The 17,063-nt window shown below is 72.5% G+C and carries 16 protein-coding genes; 11 read left to right on the top strand and 5 right to left on the bottom strand.

Features of this window, described 5'->3' with window-relative positions:
• The first annotated feature begins 45 nt into the window (after window positions 1-45).
• The 11 genes from EDC02_RS38670 to EDC02_RS38620 are packed head-to-tail and all read left to right on the top strand — an operon-like array spanning window position 46 to window position 12,064.
• Entirely contained in the window at window positions 46-1,356 is a 1,311-nt protein-coding gene (locus tag EDC02_RS38670; protein WP_123607479.1) for an ATP-grasp domain-containing protein, read from the top strand.
• A complete protein-coding gene (locus EDC02_RS38665; protein ID WP_123607008.1) occupies window positions 1,353-2,234 on the top strand; it encodes a Rossmann-like domain-containing protein in 882 nt (293 codons plus the stop codon). Before EDC02_RS38670 ends, EDC02_RS38665 begins: the two co-directional genes overlap by 4 nt.
• Window positions 2,231-3,283: a PLP-dependent cysteine synthase family protein gene (locus tag EDC02_RS38660; RefSeq protein ID WP_233606667.1), complete on the top strand. Its 1,053-nt coding sequence runs from the start codon at window positions 2,231-2,233 to the stop codon at window positions 3,281-3,283. The genes EDC02_RS38665 and EDC02_RS38660 overlap by 4 nt, the downstream gene beginning before the upstream one ends.
• Window positions 3,280-4,353, top strand: a complete 1,074-nt coding sequence (locus EDC02_RS38655) for an enolase C-terminal domain-like protein (protein ID WP_123607007.1) — start codon at window positions 3,280-3,282, stop codon at window positions 4,351-4,353. The genes EDC02_RS38660 and EDC02_RS38655 overlap by 4 nt, the downstream gene beginning before the upstream one ends.
• Window positions 4,350-5,612 carry an MFS transporter gene (locus EDC02_RS38650; RefSeq protein WP_123607006.1) on the top strand — a complete coding sequence of 421 codons (1,263 nt, stop codon included), beginning with the start codon at window positions 4,350-4,352 and terminating at the stop codon, window positions 5,610-5,612. The genes EDC02_RS38655 and EDC02_RS38650 overlap by 4 nt, the downstream gene beginning before the upstream one ends.
• Entirely contained in the window at window positions 5,609-6,460 is an 852-nt protein-coding gene (locus EDC02_RS38645) for a bifunctional 2-polyprenyl-6-hydroxyphenol methylase/3-demethylubiquinol 3-O-methyltransferase UbiG (protein ID WP_233606666.1), read from the top strand. The genes EDC02_RS38650 and EDC02_RS38645 overlap by 4 nt, the downstream gene beginning before the upstream one ends.
• A 40-nt stretch (window positions 6,461-6,500) precedes the next feature.
• Entirely contained in the window at window positions 6,501-8,063 is a 1,563-nt protein-coding gene (locus EDC02_RS38640; RefSeq protein ID WP_123607005.1) for an ABC transporter substrate-binding protein, read from the top strand.
• Window positions 8,060-9,010, top strand: a complete 951-nt coding sequence (locus tag EDC02_RS38635) for an ABC transporter permease (protein ID WP_123607476.1) — start codon at window positions 8,060-8,062, stop codon at window positions 9,008-9,010. The genes EDC02_RS38640 and EDC02_RS38635 overlap by 4 nt, the downstream gene beginning before the upstream one ends.
• Entirely contained in the window at window positions 9,007-9,870 is an 864-nt protein-coding gene (locus EDC02_RS38630) for an ABC transporter permease (protein ID WP_123607004.1), read from the top strand. Before EDC02_RS38635 ends, EDC02_RS38630 begins: the two co-directional genes overlap by 4 nt.
• Window positions 9,867-11,504, top strand: a complete 1,638-nt coding sequence (locus EDC02_RS38625; protein ID WP_123607003.1) for an ABC transporter ATP-binding protein — start codon at window positions 9,867-9,869, stop codon at window positions 11,502-11,504. Before EDC02_RS38630 ends, EDC02_RS38625 begins: the two co-directional genes overlap by 4 nt.
• On the top strand, window positions 11,501-12,064 hold the full coding sequence (locus EDC02_RS38620) for a GNAT family N-acetyltransferase (protein WP_199758069.1): 564 nt from the start codon (window positions 11,501-11,503) through the stop codon (window positions 12,062-12,064). The genes EDC02_RS38625 and EDC02_RS38620 overlap by 4 nt, the downstream gene beginning before the upstream one ends.
• Before the next feature lie 67 nt (window positions 12,065-12,131).
• Here EDC02_RS38620 and EDC02_RS38615 read toward each other — a convergent pair whose 3' ends face one another.
• The 5 genes from EDC02_RS38615 to EDC02_RS38595 are packed head-to-tail and all read right to left on the bottom strand — an operon-like array spanning window position 12,132 to window position 17,026.
• Window positions 12,132-13,094, bottom strand: coding sequence for a class I mannose-6-phosphate isomerase (locus EDC02_RS38615; protein ID WP_123607002.1), 963 nt, complete (start codon window positions 13,092-13,094; stop codon window positions 12,132-12,134).
• On the bottom strand, window positions 13,091-14,338 hold the full coding sequence (locus EDC02_RS38610) for an ADP-dependent glucokinase/phosphofructokinase (RefSeq protein ID WP_123607001.1): 1,248 nt from the start codon (window positions 14,336-14,338) through the stop codon (window positions 13,091-13,093). Before EDC02_RS38610 ends, EDC02_RS38615 begins: the two co-directional genes overlap by 4 nt.
• A gap of 1 nt (window position 14,339) precedes the next feature.
• Window positions 14,340-15,203 carry a ketose-bisphosphate aldolase gene (locus EDC02_RS38605; RefSeq protein WP_123607000.1) on the bottom strand — a complete coding sequence of 288 codons (864 nt, stop codon included), beginning with the start codon at window positions 15,201-15,203 and terminating at the stop codon, window positions 14,340-14,342.
• 39 nt (window positions 15,204-15,242) lie between these two features.
• Window positions 15,243-16,085, bottom strand: a complete 843-nt coding sequence (locus EDC02_RS38600; RefSeq protein ID WP_123606999.1) for a carbohydrate ABC transporter permease — start codon at window positions 16,083-16,085, stop codon at window positions 15,243-15,245.
• A 5-nt stretch (window positions 16,086-16,090) separates the two neighbouring features.
• Window positions 16,091-17,026 (bottom strand): carbohydrate ABC transporter permease, encoded by a 936-nt coding sequence (locus tag EDC02_RS38595; RefSeq protein WP_123606998.1) that lies wholly within the window; start codon window positions 17,024-17,026, stop codon window positions 16,091-16,093.
• Window positions 17,027-17,063 lie beyond the last annotated feature (37 nt).

Raw genomic sequence — 17,063 nt, 5'->3', positions numbered from 1 at the left:
TAACCGTTATCATCACCATGCCGGTTGCCGAGCGAGGAGGCGTCGATGGCGCATGTGTTGCTGGTGGAGAGCTGGGTCGGTGCGATGGCGCATCTGCTGCCCAGGGCGGTGCTGGAGGCCGGGCACCGGTTCTCCTTCCTGACCCGCGACCTGCACCACTACCTGCGCAGCGCGCCGGCCGGGGGCGCGCATCCGCTGCTCGCCGCCCACAACGTGCTGACCGCCGAGACCAACGACCTGCCCGCTCTGCTGGAGCACGCGGAACAGCTGCACCGGGCGCTGCGCTTCGACGGCGTACTCACCTCCTGCGACTACTACCTCGACACCGCCGCCCAGCTGGCCGCCCACCTGGGTCTGCCGGGCACCGACCCGGCGGCCGTGCGGCGGGCGTACCGCAAGGACCTCGCCCGGGCGGCGATGGAGGCAGCCGGCGTGCCGCAACCCCGGTATGCGCTCGCGTGGAGCTGGTCCGAAATCTCGCAGGCCGCTCAGGAGCTGGGATTCCCGCTGGTGGTCAAACCGGTCGACCTCTGCGCCGGCATGTACGTGCGCGAAGTCGCCGACGAGGCCGGGCTGCGAGCGGCGTTCGACGCCCTCGCCGGGTTCCCGGTCAACGCCCGACACCAGCCCCGGGTGCCGACGGTGCTGCTGGAGGAGCTGCTGTCCGGCCCGGAGGTGAGCGTGGAGACGGTCGCCGTGGACGGGCACACGACGGTCGTCGGAGTGACCGACAAGAGCCTCGGCGGCGCCTCGGGGTTCGTCGAGACCGGCCACATGTTTCCGGCGCTGCTCGACCCGGCGACCACCCGCCGGGCCAGTGAGGTGGCGGTGGCCGCGCTGGCGGCGGTCGGGCTGGACCGCGGCGTCGCCCACACCGAGCTGCGGCTGACCCCGGCCGGGCCCCGGGTGGTCGAGGTCAACCCCCGGCCGGCCGGCAACCAGATCACCGAGCTGGTGCGCCGGGTCACCGGCATCGACCTGCCCATGGTGTACGCGCAGCTGGCGCTCGGCGAGACCGCCGACCTCGCACCCGCCGACACCGGCGTACGCAGCGCCGCGATCGCGTTCGTGCTGCCGCCGCGCCCCGGTGTCATCGCCCGGGTCGACGGAACCGGGGCCTGGCAGACCGACCCACGGGTCGTCGACTGGTCGGTGAAACCCGCCGGCCACCGGGCCGGGGACAGCAGCAGCAACAACGACTACCTGGGCCACGTGATGGTGGTCGACACGGCCGGGCCCGGCGCGCGGACCATCGCTGACGGCCTGGCCGCACAGGTACGGGTCGGGTACGTCGACGACGGCGGCAGCACCGACCGGCACCGGTCCGCCGCCGCGCCGGCCGGAGCGGTGGTATGACGGCGTCCACCGACAGCACCCCGGCGGCATCCCTATCGTCGGCCCGTCCGGCCGCGCCCGTATCGCCGACCCGGCCGGCGTACCCGTCCCTCGCCGCACTGATCGACGCGGTACGGGCCGGACGGCACGGCGTGGACCCGACCCGCTGCCAGGTCAGCGTCGGGTTCGTGACCAGGCAGGGCGCCCGGCACGCGACCCGGCTGCGCAGCTACCGCAACCAGGTGCTGAGTCTGCGGGTCGACGCGGCGGTCGGCTCCTGCGCGATCGAGCCCGGCGAGCTGCCCGACGAGGTCGTCTACGACTGCGTCGGCGCCTCGGTCACCGATCTGCTCGCGCATCCGCTGCTGCCGGTGCGGGTGGCCGCGCTGGACGCGTACCTGATGGCGCAGCGCCCGCACGCCGAGGCGGCCGACACGGTGGTCACCGTGCCCGCCGGCAGCTCGCTGGCCAAGTCGCAGGCCCGGGCCGCCGCCGTGGTCGACCTGCTGCCGCCGACCAGCGGCCCGGTCCTGGTCGTCGGGGTGGTGAACTCGCTGCTGGCCCGGCTCCGCGCCGCCGACCGGCGGTACCTGCCGTGCGACCTGGCCGGCGGCCACACCGAATGGGACGAGCCGTGTCTGCCCGACGCGGCGGCGCTGCTGGACCGCTGCGACGCGATCCTCGCCTCGGGGATGACGCTCGGCAACGGCACCTTCGAGCCGCTGCTTGCCCACGCCGCCGCCGAGGGCAAGCCGTTCGTGGCGTTCGCACAGACCGGCAGCGCGGTGCTGCCGTGGTTCCTCGGCACCGGGCTGACGGCGGTGTCGGCCGAACCGTACCCGTTCTTCTGGCTCGACGGCGGCCCGACGACCCTTTACCGGTACGGGGTGTCCGGGTGAGCGCGCCGCAGCTGCTGAACCTGCTGGGACACACCCCGCTGATCTACGTCGACGCGCCGCTGCCGCACCCGCACGGCGGCTTCTGGGCGAAGGTCGAGTCCGCCGCACCGGGCGGGATGAAGGCCCGCGCGGCGGTGGCGATGCTGGCCGGCGCGCGGCGGCGCGGCGAGCTCCGCGACGGCGCACCGGTGGTGGAGTCGACCAGCGGCACCCTCGGCATCGGGCTGGTGTTCGCCGGGCAGGCCCTCGGCCACCCGGTGGTGCTGGTCGTCGACCGGGAGCTGGAGCCGTCGATGCGGGCGCTGCTGCGCGCGTACGGGGCCCGGCTGGAGGTGGTCGACCGGCCCCACCCGACAGGTGGCTGGCAGCAGGCCCGCCGGGAACGGCTGACGCAGGTGCTGGCGACGCTGCCCGGCGCGTACTGGCCGGACCAGTACCACAACCCCGACAACGTCGCCGGGTACGCGAGCCTCGGTGACGAGATCGCCGCCCAGGTCGACGCGGTCGACGTGCTGGTCTGCAGCGTCGGCACCGGCGGGCACAGCGCCGGGCTGGCCCGGACGTTACGCCGGCACTGGCCGCAGCTGCGCATGATCGGCGTGGACACCATCGGTTCGACGATCTTCGGCCAGCCGGCCCGGCGGCGGGTGATGCGCGGGCTGGGCAGCAGCATCTACCCGGACAACGTGGACTATCCGGCGTTCGACGAGGTGCACTGGCTGGGCCCGGCGGAGGCGGTGGACACCTGCCGACGGCTGGCCCGTACGGCGTTCGTCACCGGCGGGTGGTCCACCGGCGCGGTCGCCAGGGTGGCCGCCTGGGTGGCCCGCACCCAGCCGGACACCCGGGTGCTGGCGGTCTTCCCGGACGGCCCGCACCGCTACCTCGACTCCATCTTCGACGACGGCTGGTGCGTCCGGCACGGCCTGCTCGGCCCCACCCCGGGCCATCCGGTCGAGATACCGCACCCCGGTGCGGTGGAGGTCACCCGGTGGAGCCGCTGCCGGGTGGTCGGCGACCCGCTGCGCCACGAGCGGGTGCCGGCATGAAACTGTCCTGGCACTCCTACCGGCTGGTGCTGCGCGAACCGCTGCGGATCTCCCGGTCGGTGATGGCGCACCGCGAAGCGGTCCGGCTCACCGTCACCCGCGACGGGCTCACCGGCCACGGCGAGGTCGTCACCAGCGGCTACTACGGACTCGACCGGGCGGCGATCGAACGTACCTGTGCCGGCTGGACCGGCCGGCTCGCCGGCTGTGCGGATCCGGCGGCGTTGCGCGACGAGCTGAGCACGTTCGACGGTCCCGCCGGGGTGCTCGCGGCGCTGGACACCGCCGTGCACGACCTGCTCGGCCAGGCCCGAGGGCTGCCGGTGCACCGACTGCTGGCAGCGCCGGCGCCCACGCCGGTCGCCACGGCGTACACGATCGGGCTGGTGCCGGTCGCGGACGCGGCGGCGACCGCGCGGCGGCTGGTCGCCGCCGGGTTCGCGGTGCTGAAGGTGAAAGCCGGTGACGACGCCGACGTGGCCCGGGTGGCGGCGGTACGCGCGGAGGCCCCGACGGCCCGGCTGCTGCTCGACCCCAACGGCGGCTGGTCCGCCGAGCAGGCGGTCCGGCGGCTCGACGCGCTCACCCCGTACCGGATCGACGCCGTCGAGCAGCCGATCCCGCCGGGACGGCCCGACCTGCTGGCCCGGGTGGCCGCCCGCACCGCGGTCCCGGTCGTCGCCGACGAGGACGCCGAGCGCCTGGCCGACCTGGACCGGCTCACCGGCGCGGTCGCCGGGGTCAACATCAAGCTGGCCAAGTGCGGCGGGATCGCCGCCGCCACCCGGATCGCCGACGCGGCCCGGGAACGCGGCCTGGACATCATGCTCGGCTGCCTGGTCGCCAGCACACTCGGCGTCGCACCGGCCGTGCACCTGGCCGGCCTCGCCCGCTGGGTCGACCTGGACGGGCACCTGCTGGTCGCCGACGACCCGTGGACCGGGATCGGCGGCCACGACGGCGTGCTGCGCCTGGCGGACACCCCCGGGCTCGGCGTGACGCCGACGGAGACGACCGGATCCGGCCTGGCGGAGGCGGACCGGCCCGGCACGGCGGAGGCGGCGCGGTGAGGGCGACCTGGACGACGCTGACCAGTTTCCCGCCGGCGATCCGGCTGCTGGTGGTCAACCAGCTCGGGGTCAACGTCGGCTTCTACATGCTGCTGCCCTACCTGGCCGGCTACCTGCGCGACGACATCGGCCTGTCGGCCACCCTGGTCGGCCTGGTCCTCGGCGTGCGCAACCTGAGCCAGCAGGGGCTGTTCCTGGTCGGCGGGTCGGCCGCCGACCGGCTCGGCGCCCGCGGCGTGATCATCGCCGGATGCGGGCTGCGGGCGGTCGGCTTCGCGGTGTTCGCGGTCGGCGGGTCGCTGCCCGCGCTGCTGGCCGCCTCGGTGCTGACCGGGCTGGCCGGGGCGCTGTTCAACCCGGCGGTACGCGCCTACCTCGCCCAGGCCGCACCCGAGCGCCGGGCCGAGGCGTTCGCCCTGTTCAACGTCTTCGCCAGCGCGGGTGCGCTGCTCGGTCCGCTGCTCGGCAGCGCGCTGCTGCTGGTCGACTTCCGGGCCGCCGCGATCGGCGCGACGGTGGTGTTCGCCGCGCTGACCGTTGCGCAGCTGCTGGTGCTGCCGCCGCATCCGGTGACCCGCAGCGGGCAGAGCGTCGGCCGGGACTGGCGGGAGGCCCTGACCGACGGACGGTTCCTGGCATTCACGGTGGCGTTGAGCGCGCTGTTCGCCCTGCAGACCCAGCTCTACCTGGTGCTGCCGGTGCAGGCCGAGGCCGCCGCCGGCACCGCGCTGGCGGTGGCGACACTCTTCGTCGTGTCCACGGTGGTCACCCTCGGCTGGCAGGTGCGGCTGACCGGGTGGCTGCGCCAGCGGCACAGCCGTGGAGTGTCCATCGCGGCCGGGATGGCGGTGGCCGGTCTCGGTTTCCTGCTGCCGCTGCTGCCGGTGACCGGCCCGCCTCCGGTGCGGGCGCTGCCGACGCTGGCCGCCGCGCTGGCGCTGGCGGTCGGGGTGATGATGGCGCAGCCGTTCGTGCTGGAACTGGTGCCCGGCTTTGCCCGCGACGGGCTGACCGGCACCTACTTCGGGGTGTTCTACCTGGCCTCCGGGGTCGTAGCGGCGCTGGCCACCACCGCCGTCGGCCGGTTCATGCAGACCGGTGGCCAGCCGGACGGGGCGGCGCCGGGCGTACCCGCCGGGGCGTGGCTGCTCTGCGCCGGGCTTGGCCTGGCCTCCGGCGCCGCCGTGTGGGCGCTGCACCGCCGGGGCCTGCTCGCCCCACGTGCGGTGCCGGCCGCCGCCGGAAAGGCGGCCCGGTGAGCGAGCCGGTGGTCGAAGGCGGACCGGTGGTCACGGGTGGACCGGTGGTGGCGGGCGGCAACCTGCTCACCGACAACCCGCAGCTGTACGAGGCCCAGTTCCCCGACCCGCAGCACCGGGCGGCGAGGTTCGTGGCCGACCTGGTCGACCGGTTCGCGCCCGGCCCGCCCGGCCGGCGGCTGCTCGACCTCGGCTGCGGCACCGGCCGCGACGCCGGGTACCTCGCCGGCGTCGGCTACGACGTCACCGGGTTGGACCTGTCCGCCCGGATGCTGGCCTACGCCCGCCGCCGCCACCGGCGGGTCCGGTTCGTCGAGGGTGATCTGCGTACCTTCGCCCTCGGCGGCCACTTCGACGTGATCACCTGCCTGGACAGTGCCCTGCTGTACTGCCACGACAACGCCGACCTGGCCGCCGCGCTGGCCAACTGCCGGCGGCAACTGGCCCCCGGTGGGCTGCTCGTCGCCGAGATGCGCAACGGCGCGTACTTCCTCGGCAACACCGACCTGCTCGACGGGCCCAGCATCCGGTCGGTGCGCTGGCAGGGCGTCACCTACACGTCCCGTACCACCTTGTGGATCGACGCCGCCGCGCAGCTGCTACGTCGCCGTCGGGTGTGGACCTGGCCGGGTGCCGAGCAGGCGCTGGTGCGGACCTCCGCGTGGCGGCTGCTCTTCCCGCAGGAGTTGCGCCACCTGCTGGACCACGCCGGGTTCGACGTCCTCGCCCTGTTCGACTCCCCCGGCCCGCGTACCGAACCGCCCTGGCATCCCGGCGCCGAGCTGGCGACCGGCCTAGGCGGCGACCGCCTGCACCTGGTCGCCCGCCGCCGCGACGACGCGGCCTGACATCCCCGCTGAGAATCCCCGCTGGAAGGAAAGAACTGACATGTCGACTGCTGCCCGACTACGCCGCCGAACATTGCTCGGCGGCGGTGCCGCCGTGACCGCCGCGCTGCTCGCCGGTTGCGGTGCCGACGCTCCCGCTGGTTCCGACAACGCCGCAGGTTCCGCCACCCCGAAGCGGGGCGGCCGGCTGCGGGTCGCGTTCGCCGGTGGCGGTGCCGCCGAGAGCCTCGACCCGCACCTGGCGAACCTGTTCAACGAGGCGTCCCGGGCCAAGGCGATCTTCGACAAGCTCGCCGACTACGGCCCGGACGTGTCGATCCAGCCCCGGCTCGCACTGAGCTGGGAGCCCAACGCCGACCTCACCCGCTGGCGGGTGCCGCTGCGGGAGGCGACCTTCCACGACGGCCGGCCGGTGCGGGCTGCCGACGTACTGGCCAGCTACGCCCGGATCACCGACCCGGACCGGGCCTTCCGCGCCAAGGCCAGCCTGTCCCTGATCGATCTGCGGGCGAGCCGGGCCGTCGACGACCGTACGGTCGAATTCGCGCTGACCCGTCCGTTCGCCGAGTTCGGCAACGTGCTCGCCGCGTTCGGCGCGTACATCGTGCCCGAGGGCAGCGAGTCGTTCGACCAGCCGATCGGCTCCGGGCCGTTCACCGTCAGCAGCTTCACCCCCGGTACGTCGCTGCTGCTGGCCCGGTACCCGGACTACTGGGACGGCGCCGCACACCTCGACGAGCTGGAGTACGTGATCGCCAACGAGGAGTCGGCGCGGGTCAACGCGCTGCTCGCCGGGCAGGTCGAGTACGCGCACGACATCAGCCCCACCACGGCCCGCAGCTACGCCGCCGACGACCGGATCGCCATCACCCGGATGGCCAACAGCGGCCTGCAGGGCTTCACCATGAAGCTGGACCGCCCCCCGTTCGACAACCGGGACCTACGGGAGGCGATGTTCCTGCTCACCGACCGGCAGCAACTGGTCGAGACGGTCCTGTCCGGATCCGGGCAGGTCGGCAACGACCTGTTCGGCAAGGGCTACCAGTACTACGCCGACGACATCCCGCAGCGCGAACCCGACCTCGACCGCGCCCGCTCGCTCATCGACCGGGCCGGCGCAAGCGGCCTGCGGATCCCGCTGGACACCGCGCCGGTGGCCGCCGGGTTCGTCGAAGCGGCCAGCGTCTTCGCCGACCAGGCCCGCGCGGTCGGGCTGAACGTCGAACCGGTGCAGCGCAACAAGGACACCTACTGGCGGGAGGTGCTCGACAACGGAGTCATGGCCTGCTTCCGCTCCGGCGCCATGCCGATCGAGACCCACATCTCGCAGCGGTTGCTGAGCACCTCCACGACAAACGCCACCAAGTGGATGCGGCCCGAGTTCGACGACCTCTACGCCACCGCCGTGTCCAGCGCCGACGAAGCGGGCCGGCGGCAGGCGTACGGCGAGATGCAGCGGATGCTGCACGCCGAGGGCGGGCTGCTGGTGTGGGGCTTCGCCGACTTCCTCGTCGCCACCGCGCCCCAGGTCGGCGGCGTGTCCGCCGAAGCACCCGCCAACACCCTCGACTGGGCCCGCTTCGACAAGGTGTGGCTGGCTTGAGCCTGGCCCGCTACACCGTACGGCGGCTACTGCTCGGCGTCGGGCAGGTCGCCGGCATCACCACCATCGTGTTCGTGCTCACCGAGGCGTTGCCCGGCGACGCGGCGGTGGTGATTGCCGGTGACCAGCCCGACCCGGAGCGGATCGCGCTGATCCGCGAACAGCTCGACCTCGACCAGCCGCCCTGGCAGCGGTACCTCGACTGGCTCGCCGGGCTGCTGCACGGAGACTTCGGCGTCTCGCTGATCTCTCAACGGCCGGTCCTGGACATGATCGTCGGCAGCGCCGCCGCGACCGTACTGCTGGCCGGCGCGACGCTGCTCGTCCTGGTCCCGCTCGCGATCGGCCTCGGCATGCTCGCCGCCTGGCGCGAAGGCGGCCGGCTCGACCGCGCCATCAGCGCCGTCGCCGTGGGTCTCTACGCGGTGCCGGAGTTCGCCCTGGCCATCCTGCTGGTCGCGGTCTTCGGCGTACAGCTGGGCTGGTTTCCGCCGACCGCCGTCGGCACCGGCCCCAACCTGCTCGCCCAGCCGGCCGTGCTGGTCCTGCCGCTGCTGGTGCTGCTGGCCCGACCGATCTGCTCACTCAGCCGGCTGACCCGCGCCGGCATGGTCGACGCGCTACGGTCCGAGTACGTCGCCCACGCCCGCCGGCTCGGCCTCGGTGCCGGTCGGCGGTGGCTGGCCCACGCACTGCCCACCGCCGCCGCGCCGGTCGTGCAGCAGCTCGCCCGTACCACCGACTGGCTGCTCGGCGGCGTCATCGTCGTCGAGGCGGTCTTCGTCATCCCCGGTCTGGGCACCGCGCTGGTCGACGCGGTCGCCGCCCGGGACGTCCCCACCGTCCAAGGGCTGTGCGTGATCGTGGCGGTCACCACCGTGGTCGTCAACCTGGTCGCCGACCTGGTCGCGTTCCGGCTCGCCCCGCGCACGGCCGGTGCCCGATGATCAGCCGGGTTCCGACGACCGGCCGGGTTCCGACGACCAGCCAGGCTCGGCGGACCGGCCGGGTTCCGCGCCTGGTCACCGGGGTCGTCCTGCTCGCCGTACCGCTGCTGCTCGCTCTCGCCGGTCCGGCCCTGGTCGATCTGGCCCTGGTCGGCGACGGCGCGGACCGGACCCGGCCGTTCGACCAGGCTGGGCTGCTCGGCACCGACTTCGTCGGCCGGGACGTCACCGGGCAGATCCTGCTCGGCGGCCGGTCCGTCGTCGCGGTCGCCGCAGCCGCGACCGCCCTGGCCTACCTGGTCGGCGTACCCGTCGGTCTGCTCGCCGCCCTCACCCGCCGTCGCTGGCTCGACGAGGTGCTGATGCGCCCGCTGGACCTGCTCCTCGCCGTCCCGTCGCTGCTGCTGCTCATCCTGCTCGCCGCCACCGCACCCCGGGGGCCGGTGACACTGGTGGTCATCGTCGCCGTCATCGCCCTGCCGGAGATCGCCCGGATCACCCGCGCCGCGGCCCTGCCGCTGGCCCACGGGCCCGCGATGGAAGCGATGCGGCTCTACCGGGAGACATGGTGGCGGCGGGCGGTCGGGTACGTCGCCCGGGACATCCGCCGGGTCCTGCTCGCCGACGCCGGGGTCCGGTTCATCGGCGCCGTCTACCTGGTCGCCACCGCCAGTTTCCTGGGCATCGGCGTCGCCCCGGACGCCGCCGACTGGGCCGTCATGGTCGACCGCAACCGCGCCGGGATCTTCCTGCAGCCGTGGGCGGTCGTGGTGCCCGCCGCGCTGCTCGTCGCGCTCGCCGTCGGGGTCAACCTGGTCACCGACCAGCTGCTGGCCGCCCGACCGAAGGTCGCGAAGTGATCCGGGTCGACGGGCTGTGCGCCGATGCCGGTGGACAGCGGCTGCTGCGCGACGTGTCGTGCGCCGTGCCGGCCGGCGACGTCCTCGCCGTCGTCGGTCCGTCCGGCAGCGGCAAGACCACGCTCGGGCGGGCGCTGCTCGGCGAAGCCGGCCCCGGCGTCCGGCTCACCGGCGACATCGAGATCGACGGTCGCCCGGTCACCCCCGACATGCCGCCGGCTGGCAGCACCGTCGGCTACATTCCGCAGCAACCGGCGGCGGCGCTGACCCCGGTACGCCGGATCGGCCCGGTGCTGCGCGAGATCGCCCGCCGGCACACCCCGGCACCGTCGCGCCGGACGCGGCGCGCGGCCATCCGGCAGGCGGTCCGGGCGGTGCTGGCCCGGGTCGGCCTGCCGGACGACCGCGACCTGCTGCGGCGCTACCCGCACCAACTCTCCGGCGGCCAGCAGCAGCGGCTGGTCATCGCGCACGCCCTGCTGGCCGGTGCCCGCGTCCTGGTCGCCGACGAACCGACCACCGGGCAGGACAGCCTCAACCGCCGCGACGTCGCCACCGAACTGCGCGGTCTCGCCGCCACCGGCGTCGCGGTCGTCCTGCTCACCCACGACCTGCACCTGGCCCGGGCGGTCGCCGACAGCACTCTCGTGCTCGACCGGGGCACCGTCGTCGCCTCCGGTCCGCCGGACACGGTCCTCGACCACACCGGCCCGGCCCGGCCAGCGCCGACCCCGACCGACCAACCACAGTCGACTGTTATCACCGACAGGCCACAGTCAACCCAGACCGCCGACCGGGCGGACGGTGCCGGCCAGCTGCTGCGGGTCACCGGGCTCACCGCGGCGCACCACGGCCGCACCGTGCTGCACGACATCGACATGGTCATCGGCCCCGGCCAGCGCCTCGCCCTGGTCGGCCGCTCCGGCAGCGGAAAGACCACCGTCGCCCGGTGCCTGGCCGGCCTGCACCCGCCCAGCGGCGGCAGTATCGAACTCGACGGCCGCCGGCTCGCCTGCTCGATCGACCGCCGGCAGCGGGCCGACCTCGCCGCCGTGCAGTACGTCTTCCAGGACCCACGGGCCAGTTTCCAGCCGTACGCCGCCCTGCTCGACCAGGTTGCCCGCCCCGCCGTACGGCTGCACCGCCAACCGACCACCGACGCGCTGCGGACCGCCCACGACCTGCTGCGTCAGGTCGGGATCGGTGATGCTCTCGCCGCCCGCCGACCCAACCGGCTCTCCGGCGGTGAACTGCAACGCGCCGCTCTCGCCCGCGCCCTGGTGGCCCGACCCCGGCTGCTGGTCTGCGATGAGATCACGTCCGGTCTCGACCACGCCAACCAGGACCGGATCCTCGGCCTGCTCGACGAACTGTGCCGCACCCACCGGCTCGCGCTGCTGGTCATCACGCACGACCCGGACGTGGTCGACCGGCTCGCCGACCACGTCACCGTGCTCGACGACGGCCGGGGCATCGAACACGGTCCCGCCGCCACCCTGCTGACCGCCGGCCGGCAACCGCTGACCCGTGCCCTTCTCGACCCTGACCTGCCGCGACCGCGCGACCCCGACCTGCCGCGACATCTGCCACGACCCGCAACCACGTCCAGCACCGGAGAGATGAGCACCACGTGAACGACCAGAACATCGGCCCGTACGACATCCGTACCGCCACGCCGCAGCACCTCGACGGTGCCCGTAGCGTCATGCTCGACACCTTCTACCAGGTGTTCGGCTACGGCTACCAGCCGCAGTGGCACGCCGACGTCATCGACCTCGCCGGCACCTACCTACGGCCTGCGCGGAATGCGCTGTTCGTCGCGGTCAAGGGCGACGAGGTGGTCGCCACCACCGCCGTCCGCGCCGCCGCGCCGAACAGCCCGCCGCATCCCCGATGGCTGGTCGACCGCTACCCGGCGGCGAGCACCGCCCAGCTGTTCCGGGTCTACGTACGCCCGGAACACCGCCGCAACGGGCTCGCCCGCGCACTGGTCCGACGGGCCGTCGCGTTCGCCGCCGGGCAACCCGGCTACCAGGCGGTCTACCTGCACACCGACACCGGCGTCCCCGGCGCAGAGGCGTTCTGGCGGAGCGTGGCCGACGTGGTGCACGACCCCCGCGACGGCAGCCCGCACGCCTCCCGGGTCGTGCACTTCGAGATCCCGATGCCCGCGCTGACCACCGCGTCCCGGTAGCGATCGTTCGGCAGGCCGGAGCCGTTGGTCGAGGTCACCGTGCTCGGGAAGAGCCCGTCTGTCGAGGTCACCGTGACCAGGGCTGCGGCGGCCCGGCCAGCCGGATCGCTTCGACCGGGCCGGCCAGCCGCAGCGGGCCGGCAGCGTACGGCACCAGCAGGGTGTCCCCGCGCCGCAGCGGCACGTCGTCGTGCTCGCCGGTGAGCCGCCCCTGTCCCGCCAGCCCGACCAGGACGCCGAACCCCTGCTCCAGACGGTCGCCGCCGCGCAGCCGGCGGGCGGTGAAGAACTCGTCAGCGGCATCGGGCAACAGGTGTCGCCCGCCGCGCAGGCGGTCGAGCTGCTCCGGCGTCCACTTGCTGCGGTCGACGCACTGCAGGGCCAGGTCGTAGCCGAGGCCCAGGTGGCCGTCGGCGAGGCCGAAGTCGGCGTACTCGAGCAGCACGGAGAAGTCGGTCGGCTCCTGGACCTCGACCAGCAGGATGCCGTCGCCGATGGCATGCGGCAGGCCGGCGGGGCAGAGAATCGCGTCGCCGGCCGACACCGGGACCTTGTTGGTGGCGGCGAGCAGCTGCCCGGTCTGCTGGCCGGCCACCCAGCCGGCGAGTTCGTCGGCCGAGACGTCCCGGGCGAAACCGAGATGGACGTACGCGTCGGGGCGGGCGGAGACGATCACCCAGGCTTCGGTCTTGCCGTACGGCGACGCCAGGTGCGTCGTGGCGAAGCGGCGGTCCGGGTGTACGTGCAGCGGTAGTCGCTGGCCGGCGTCGAGCAGCTTCACGAGCACCCCGGTGTCGGTGCGGTGCGGACCGAGCCACCAGCGCGGGTCGGCGGCGATCGCGTCGGCGAGCACCCGCCCGTCGGACAGGGTGGACAACCCGGACGGGCCGAGGTCGAACCGGGTGCTCACCGAGCCCACCCAGTCCTCGGGGCGGTCGGGCAGCGCGGGTACGTTGCGAAATCCGGCTATCCGGCCGGCACCCCGGTAGAACGTCTCCGGCTGGTTGGCGGGCAGTACGTCGACGGTCATCGGCCGTGGTCCGATCGTTGGCGCGGGGACGAGCTGGTGGCCGCGGCCGTACCCCGGCGGGCGAGCGCGGCGAGGAAGCCGCCGACGAACGTGTCACCCAGCCCGACCGTGGTGGGGTTCGTGACGTCGAGCGCGAACGCGGGTACGCAGTGCACCCGGTCGCCGAGCCGGGCCCGCAGCTCGGCGGCGAAGGTGGCGGATTCGGGCCGTCGCGGTTGCCGGCGCAGCCGTTCGATGTCGGAGTCGGTGAAGTCGTCGCCGTGGCGGTAGCGCAGGGCGGCCATGACGGTGCCGGTGTCGAGGGCCGCGGCGTAGCTGGCGGCCTGCGCGCCGAAGGCAGCGGCCCAGTATTTGGTGTGCAGGACCAGCATCGGTACGGGCACGAGCGCGTGCAGCGCCGTCAGCGCGTCGGCGACCTCCGCCGCCGACAGCAGGTCGACCGGGTGCCCGAGATAGGACTGCATCTCGTCCTCGTTCAGGCCGTACACGTCGATCGCGTCGCGCAGCGCGGCCAGGACCCGGCGGTTGAGCGCGGGCTCGTGGTAGGCGGCGTCCTCGAAGTAGGTCACCGCCCCGGGTGGCAACCGCCGCATGTGTACGCGCAGTTCGGCGAGTCGGCGGTCGAGCTGCTCGGCGGAGCGCATGGCGTTGAATCCGGAGATCAGGAACACGTCGGCCCGGCTGAGCCGGTCGCCGAGTTCGCCGCTGAGCAGCATCGTGCCGTTGGCCGGGTCGTTGACGTAGATCAGCCGGTTCGGGAACGGTGCGGTGAGGTCGAGTCCGTCGGCGCGGATCCGCAGACCCTGGTCGTACTGGACGATCAGGTGCGGGTGCAGGGTGTCCTCGGCACCGCTGGACAGGTACGCGCCGTCCGGTGGCAGCAGCCGGCGTACGGTGTCGTCGACGCTGACCAGGTGCAGGGTCGACGGCACGCCGAGGCGGCTCAGCAGGATCCCGGCCCGCACCGAGGTGCCGCCCAGCGCCACCCGGTGCGGGAACCGGTTGGCGAAGTGCTCCAGCGCCGGGGCGGAGGCGACGTAATGTTCGCCGCCGCCGCCCCGGGCGACGTACCCGAGGATCGACACCACGAGATCCCGCTCGCTGGTCACCGTGACCGGCGAGGTCAGTTCCGCGGCGGCGATGCCGTAGTCGGCGACCAGCTGTGCCAGGACGTCGGCGGTCAGCTTCAGCTCGTAGTCGACGCAGCCGCCGAGGCCGAGGACGACGCGGGACGGGTCCGCCATGTCAGTAGAGCGATGCCTTGCCGGCGGCACCGAACAGCTCGATCTTCTGGGCGGCTACCACCTTCATGGCCTCGATGCAGGCGGGCTGGATGGCGTTCGGCTCGCGTACCTTGCGGTCGCTGCCGAGGACCTCGCGCATCTTGTCGTGGTAGGCGACCTTGATGTCGGTGGAGATGTTGATCTTGTTGATGCCGATCCGCGCCGCCTCGCGGATCTCGTCGTCCGGGTTGCCGGAGCCGCCGTGCAGCACCAGCGGGATCTGTACCCGGCTCTTGATCTCCTTGAGCAGGTCGAGCTTCAACTCCGGCTTCAGATGGGCCGGGTAGAGGCCGTGGAAGGTGCCGATCGCGATGGCGAGGCTGTCCACGCCGGTCTCTTCGATGAACGTGACGGCGTCGTCCGGGTCGGTGTAGATGATCTCGGCGGCACCGGCCTCGGCGTAGCTGTCGTTGCCGCCGATCGTGCCGAGCTCGCCCTCCACCGACACGCCGAGAACGTGCGCCGAGTCGGTCACCTTCCGGGTGATCGCGATGTTCTCCTCGAACGGCTTCAGCGACCCGTCGATCATCACCGAGGTGAAGCCGAACTGGACCGCCTGCAGGATCTGCTCGTAGGTGGCGCCGTGATCCCAGTGGATCGCGATCGGGACGCTCGAGTTGTGCGCGCGTTCGGCGATGCCGCGGATCATCTCGCGGCCGATGTGCCGCATCTCGTCGGGGTGGATCCCGACGATCAGCGGTGCGTTCGTCTCCTCGCTGATCTCCACGATGCCCTTGAACATCGCCCAGTCGCTGATGTTGAAGGCGGGCACGGCGAAGCTGTGCGCGTTGGCGACATCGAGGATCGCCTTGCCGGTCGTCAGCATTTCCGATTTTCTCCTTGGTTGCTGGTTGACGTTCGGAGGTCAGGTCTTCACTGCGCCGGCGGTCAGTCCGCCGACGAAGCGACGCTGGAAGAGGAGGAAGAGAACGAGGACGGGAACGGACCCGAGGATGCTCATCGCCATCATCTGGTTCCACTCGTACGAGTGCTGCCCCATGAGCAGCTGGATCCCGATCGGTACCGTCCGCATGTCGTCGGTACGGGTCAGCGTGAGGGCGAACAGGTACTCGTTCCACGAGATCATGAACGTGTAGACACCGACCGCGACCAGGCCGGGAACCGAGACCGGCACCAGGATCCGCCACAGCGCTGTCCACCCGGTGCCGCCGTCGATCTTGACGGACTCGTCCAGCTCCCGGGGCAGCGTGTTCAGGTACGCGGTGATCATGATGATCGCGTACGGCAGGGTGAACACCATGTGCGTCAGGATCAGTCCGGCGTAGGTGTCGTACAGGCCGAGCGCGACGATGAGCCCGAAGTACGGAATGACGAGCGTGATCGGCGGCACCGCCTGAACGCTGATGATCGCCGCGTTGATGGTCTTCTGGAAGGGAAACCTGAACCGGCTGAATGCGTACCCGGCGAGAACCGCAACCAGCAGGGTCAGGATGGTCACCGCGAAGGCGACGATGTAGCTGTTGAGAAAGAACCGCAGCTGGGTGCCGTTGCCCAGGATCTCGCGGTAGGCGTCGAACGAGAAGCCCTCGGTGAACAGCTGCGGCGGGCTCTGGAAGACCTCGCCGTTGCGCTTCAACGAGGTGGAGAGCATCCACAGCACCGGCAGGCCGGCGAACAGCCCGCCGAGGACCAGCCCGGTGACGACGCCGACTTTCGCGAGGGTACGCCGAGTCTTGACGGCGGCCATGTGCCTCACCGCTCCCTTTGCGAGCGTACGTAGAAGAAGGCCAGCACCATCGTGAGCAGCAGCACGATCACCGCGGCGGCGGACGCCGTGGCGAACTCGTACTCACTGAAAGCCTGCTTGTAGGTGAAGGTGCTGAGCATCTCGGTGGAGTTCAGCGGCCCGCCGCCGGTCGTCATCCAGATCAACGCGAACTGGTGGGAGGTCCAGATCAGGTCGAGCACCGCCATGCTGACGATCACCGGCCGCAGCTGGGGCAGCGTCACGTGGCGGAACCGCTGCCACCAGTTGGTGCCGTCCACGGCGGCGGCCTCGTACAGGTCGGCGGGGATCCCCTGCAGCCCGGCCAGCAGGCTGATCATGAAGAACGGATAGCCGGACCAGATGTTGACGAACGTCACCGCCCAGAGCGCCGTGGCCGGGTCGCCGAACCAGTTCACGCCCTGCTGGACCAGGCCGACCGTCTGCAGCACGTAGTTGACCACGCCGGACGGGTCGAACAGCAGCCGCCAGATGACGGCGATCACCGCGATCGTGAACAGCCAGGGCAGGATGTAGACGATCCGGAAGATGGCCTTCGTGACCCCGCTCAGCAGCTGGGTGTTGAGCATCATCGCGAAGGTGAGGCCGAGGACCAGGTGCGCCACGGTGCTGACCGAGATGAAGACGGCGGTGTTGCGCAGCGCGGCCAGGAAGTCCGGGTCGGTGAGCACCCTGGTGTAGTTGGCGAACCCGGCGAAGACCGAGTTCTCCTGGACGATCACGTTGTCCCGGAACGAGTAGCCGACCACCATGACGATGGGGACCACCATCAGGACCACGATCAGCAGCACCGTCGGGGACAGATAGCCGTACGGGACCAGGCGCCGGGCCAGCGTGGATCGGGGCCGCCCAGGGGCGGCCGGTGCGGCGCGGGTCGAGGCCCGGGGTGCCGTCAGTGTCATGCCTTCTCCTTGGTCGGGTGCCGCGCCGGGGTGCGTC

It is taken from the genome of Micromonospora sp. Llam0, from assembly GCF_003751085.1.
GTDB lineage: Bacteria > Actinomycetota > Actinomycetes > Mycobacteriales > Micromonosporaceae > Micromonospora_E.
This window is presented reverse-complemented; position numbering and strand designations above follow the sequence as displayed.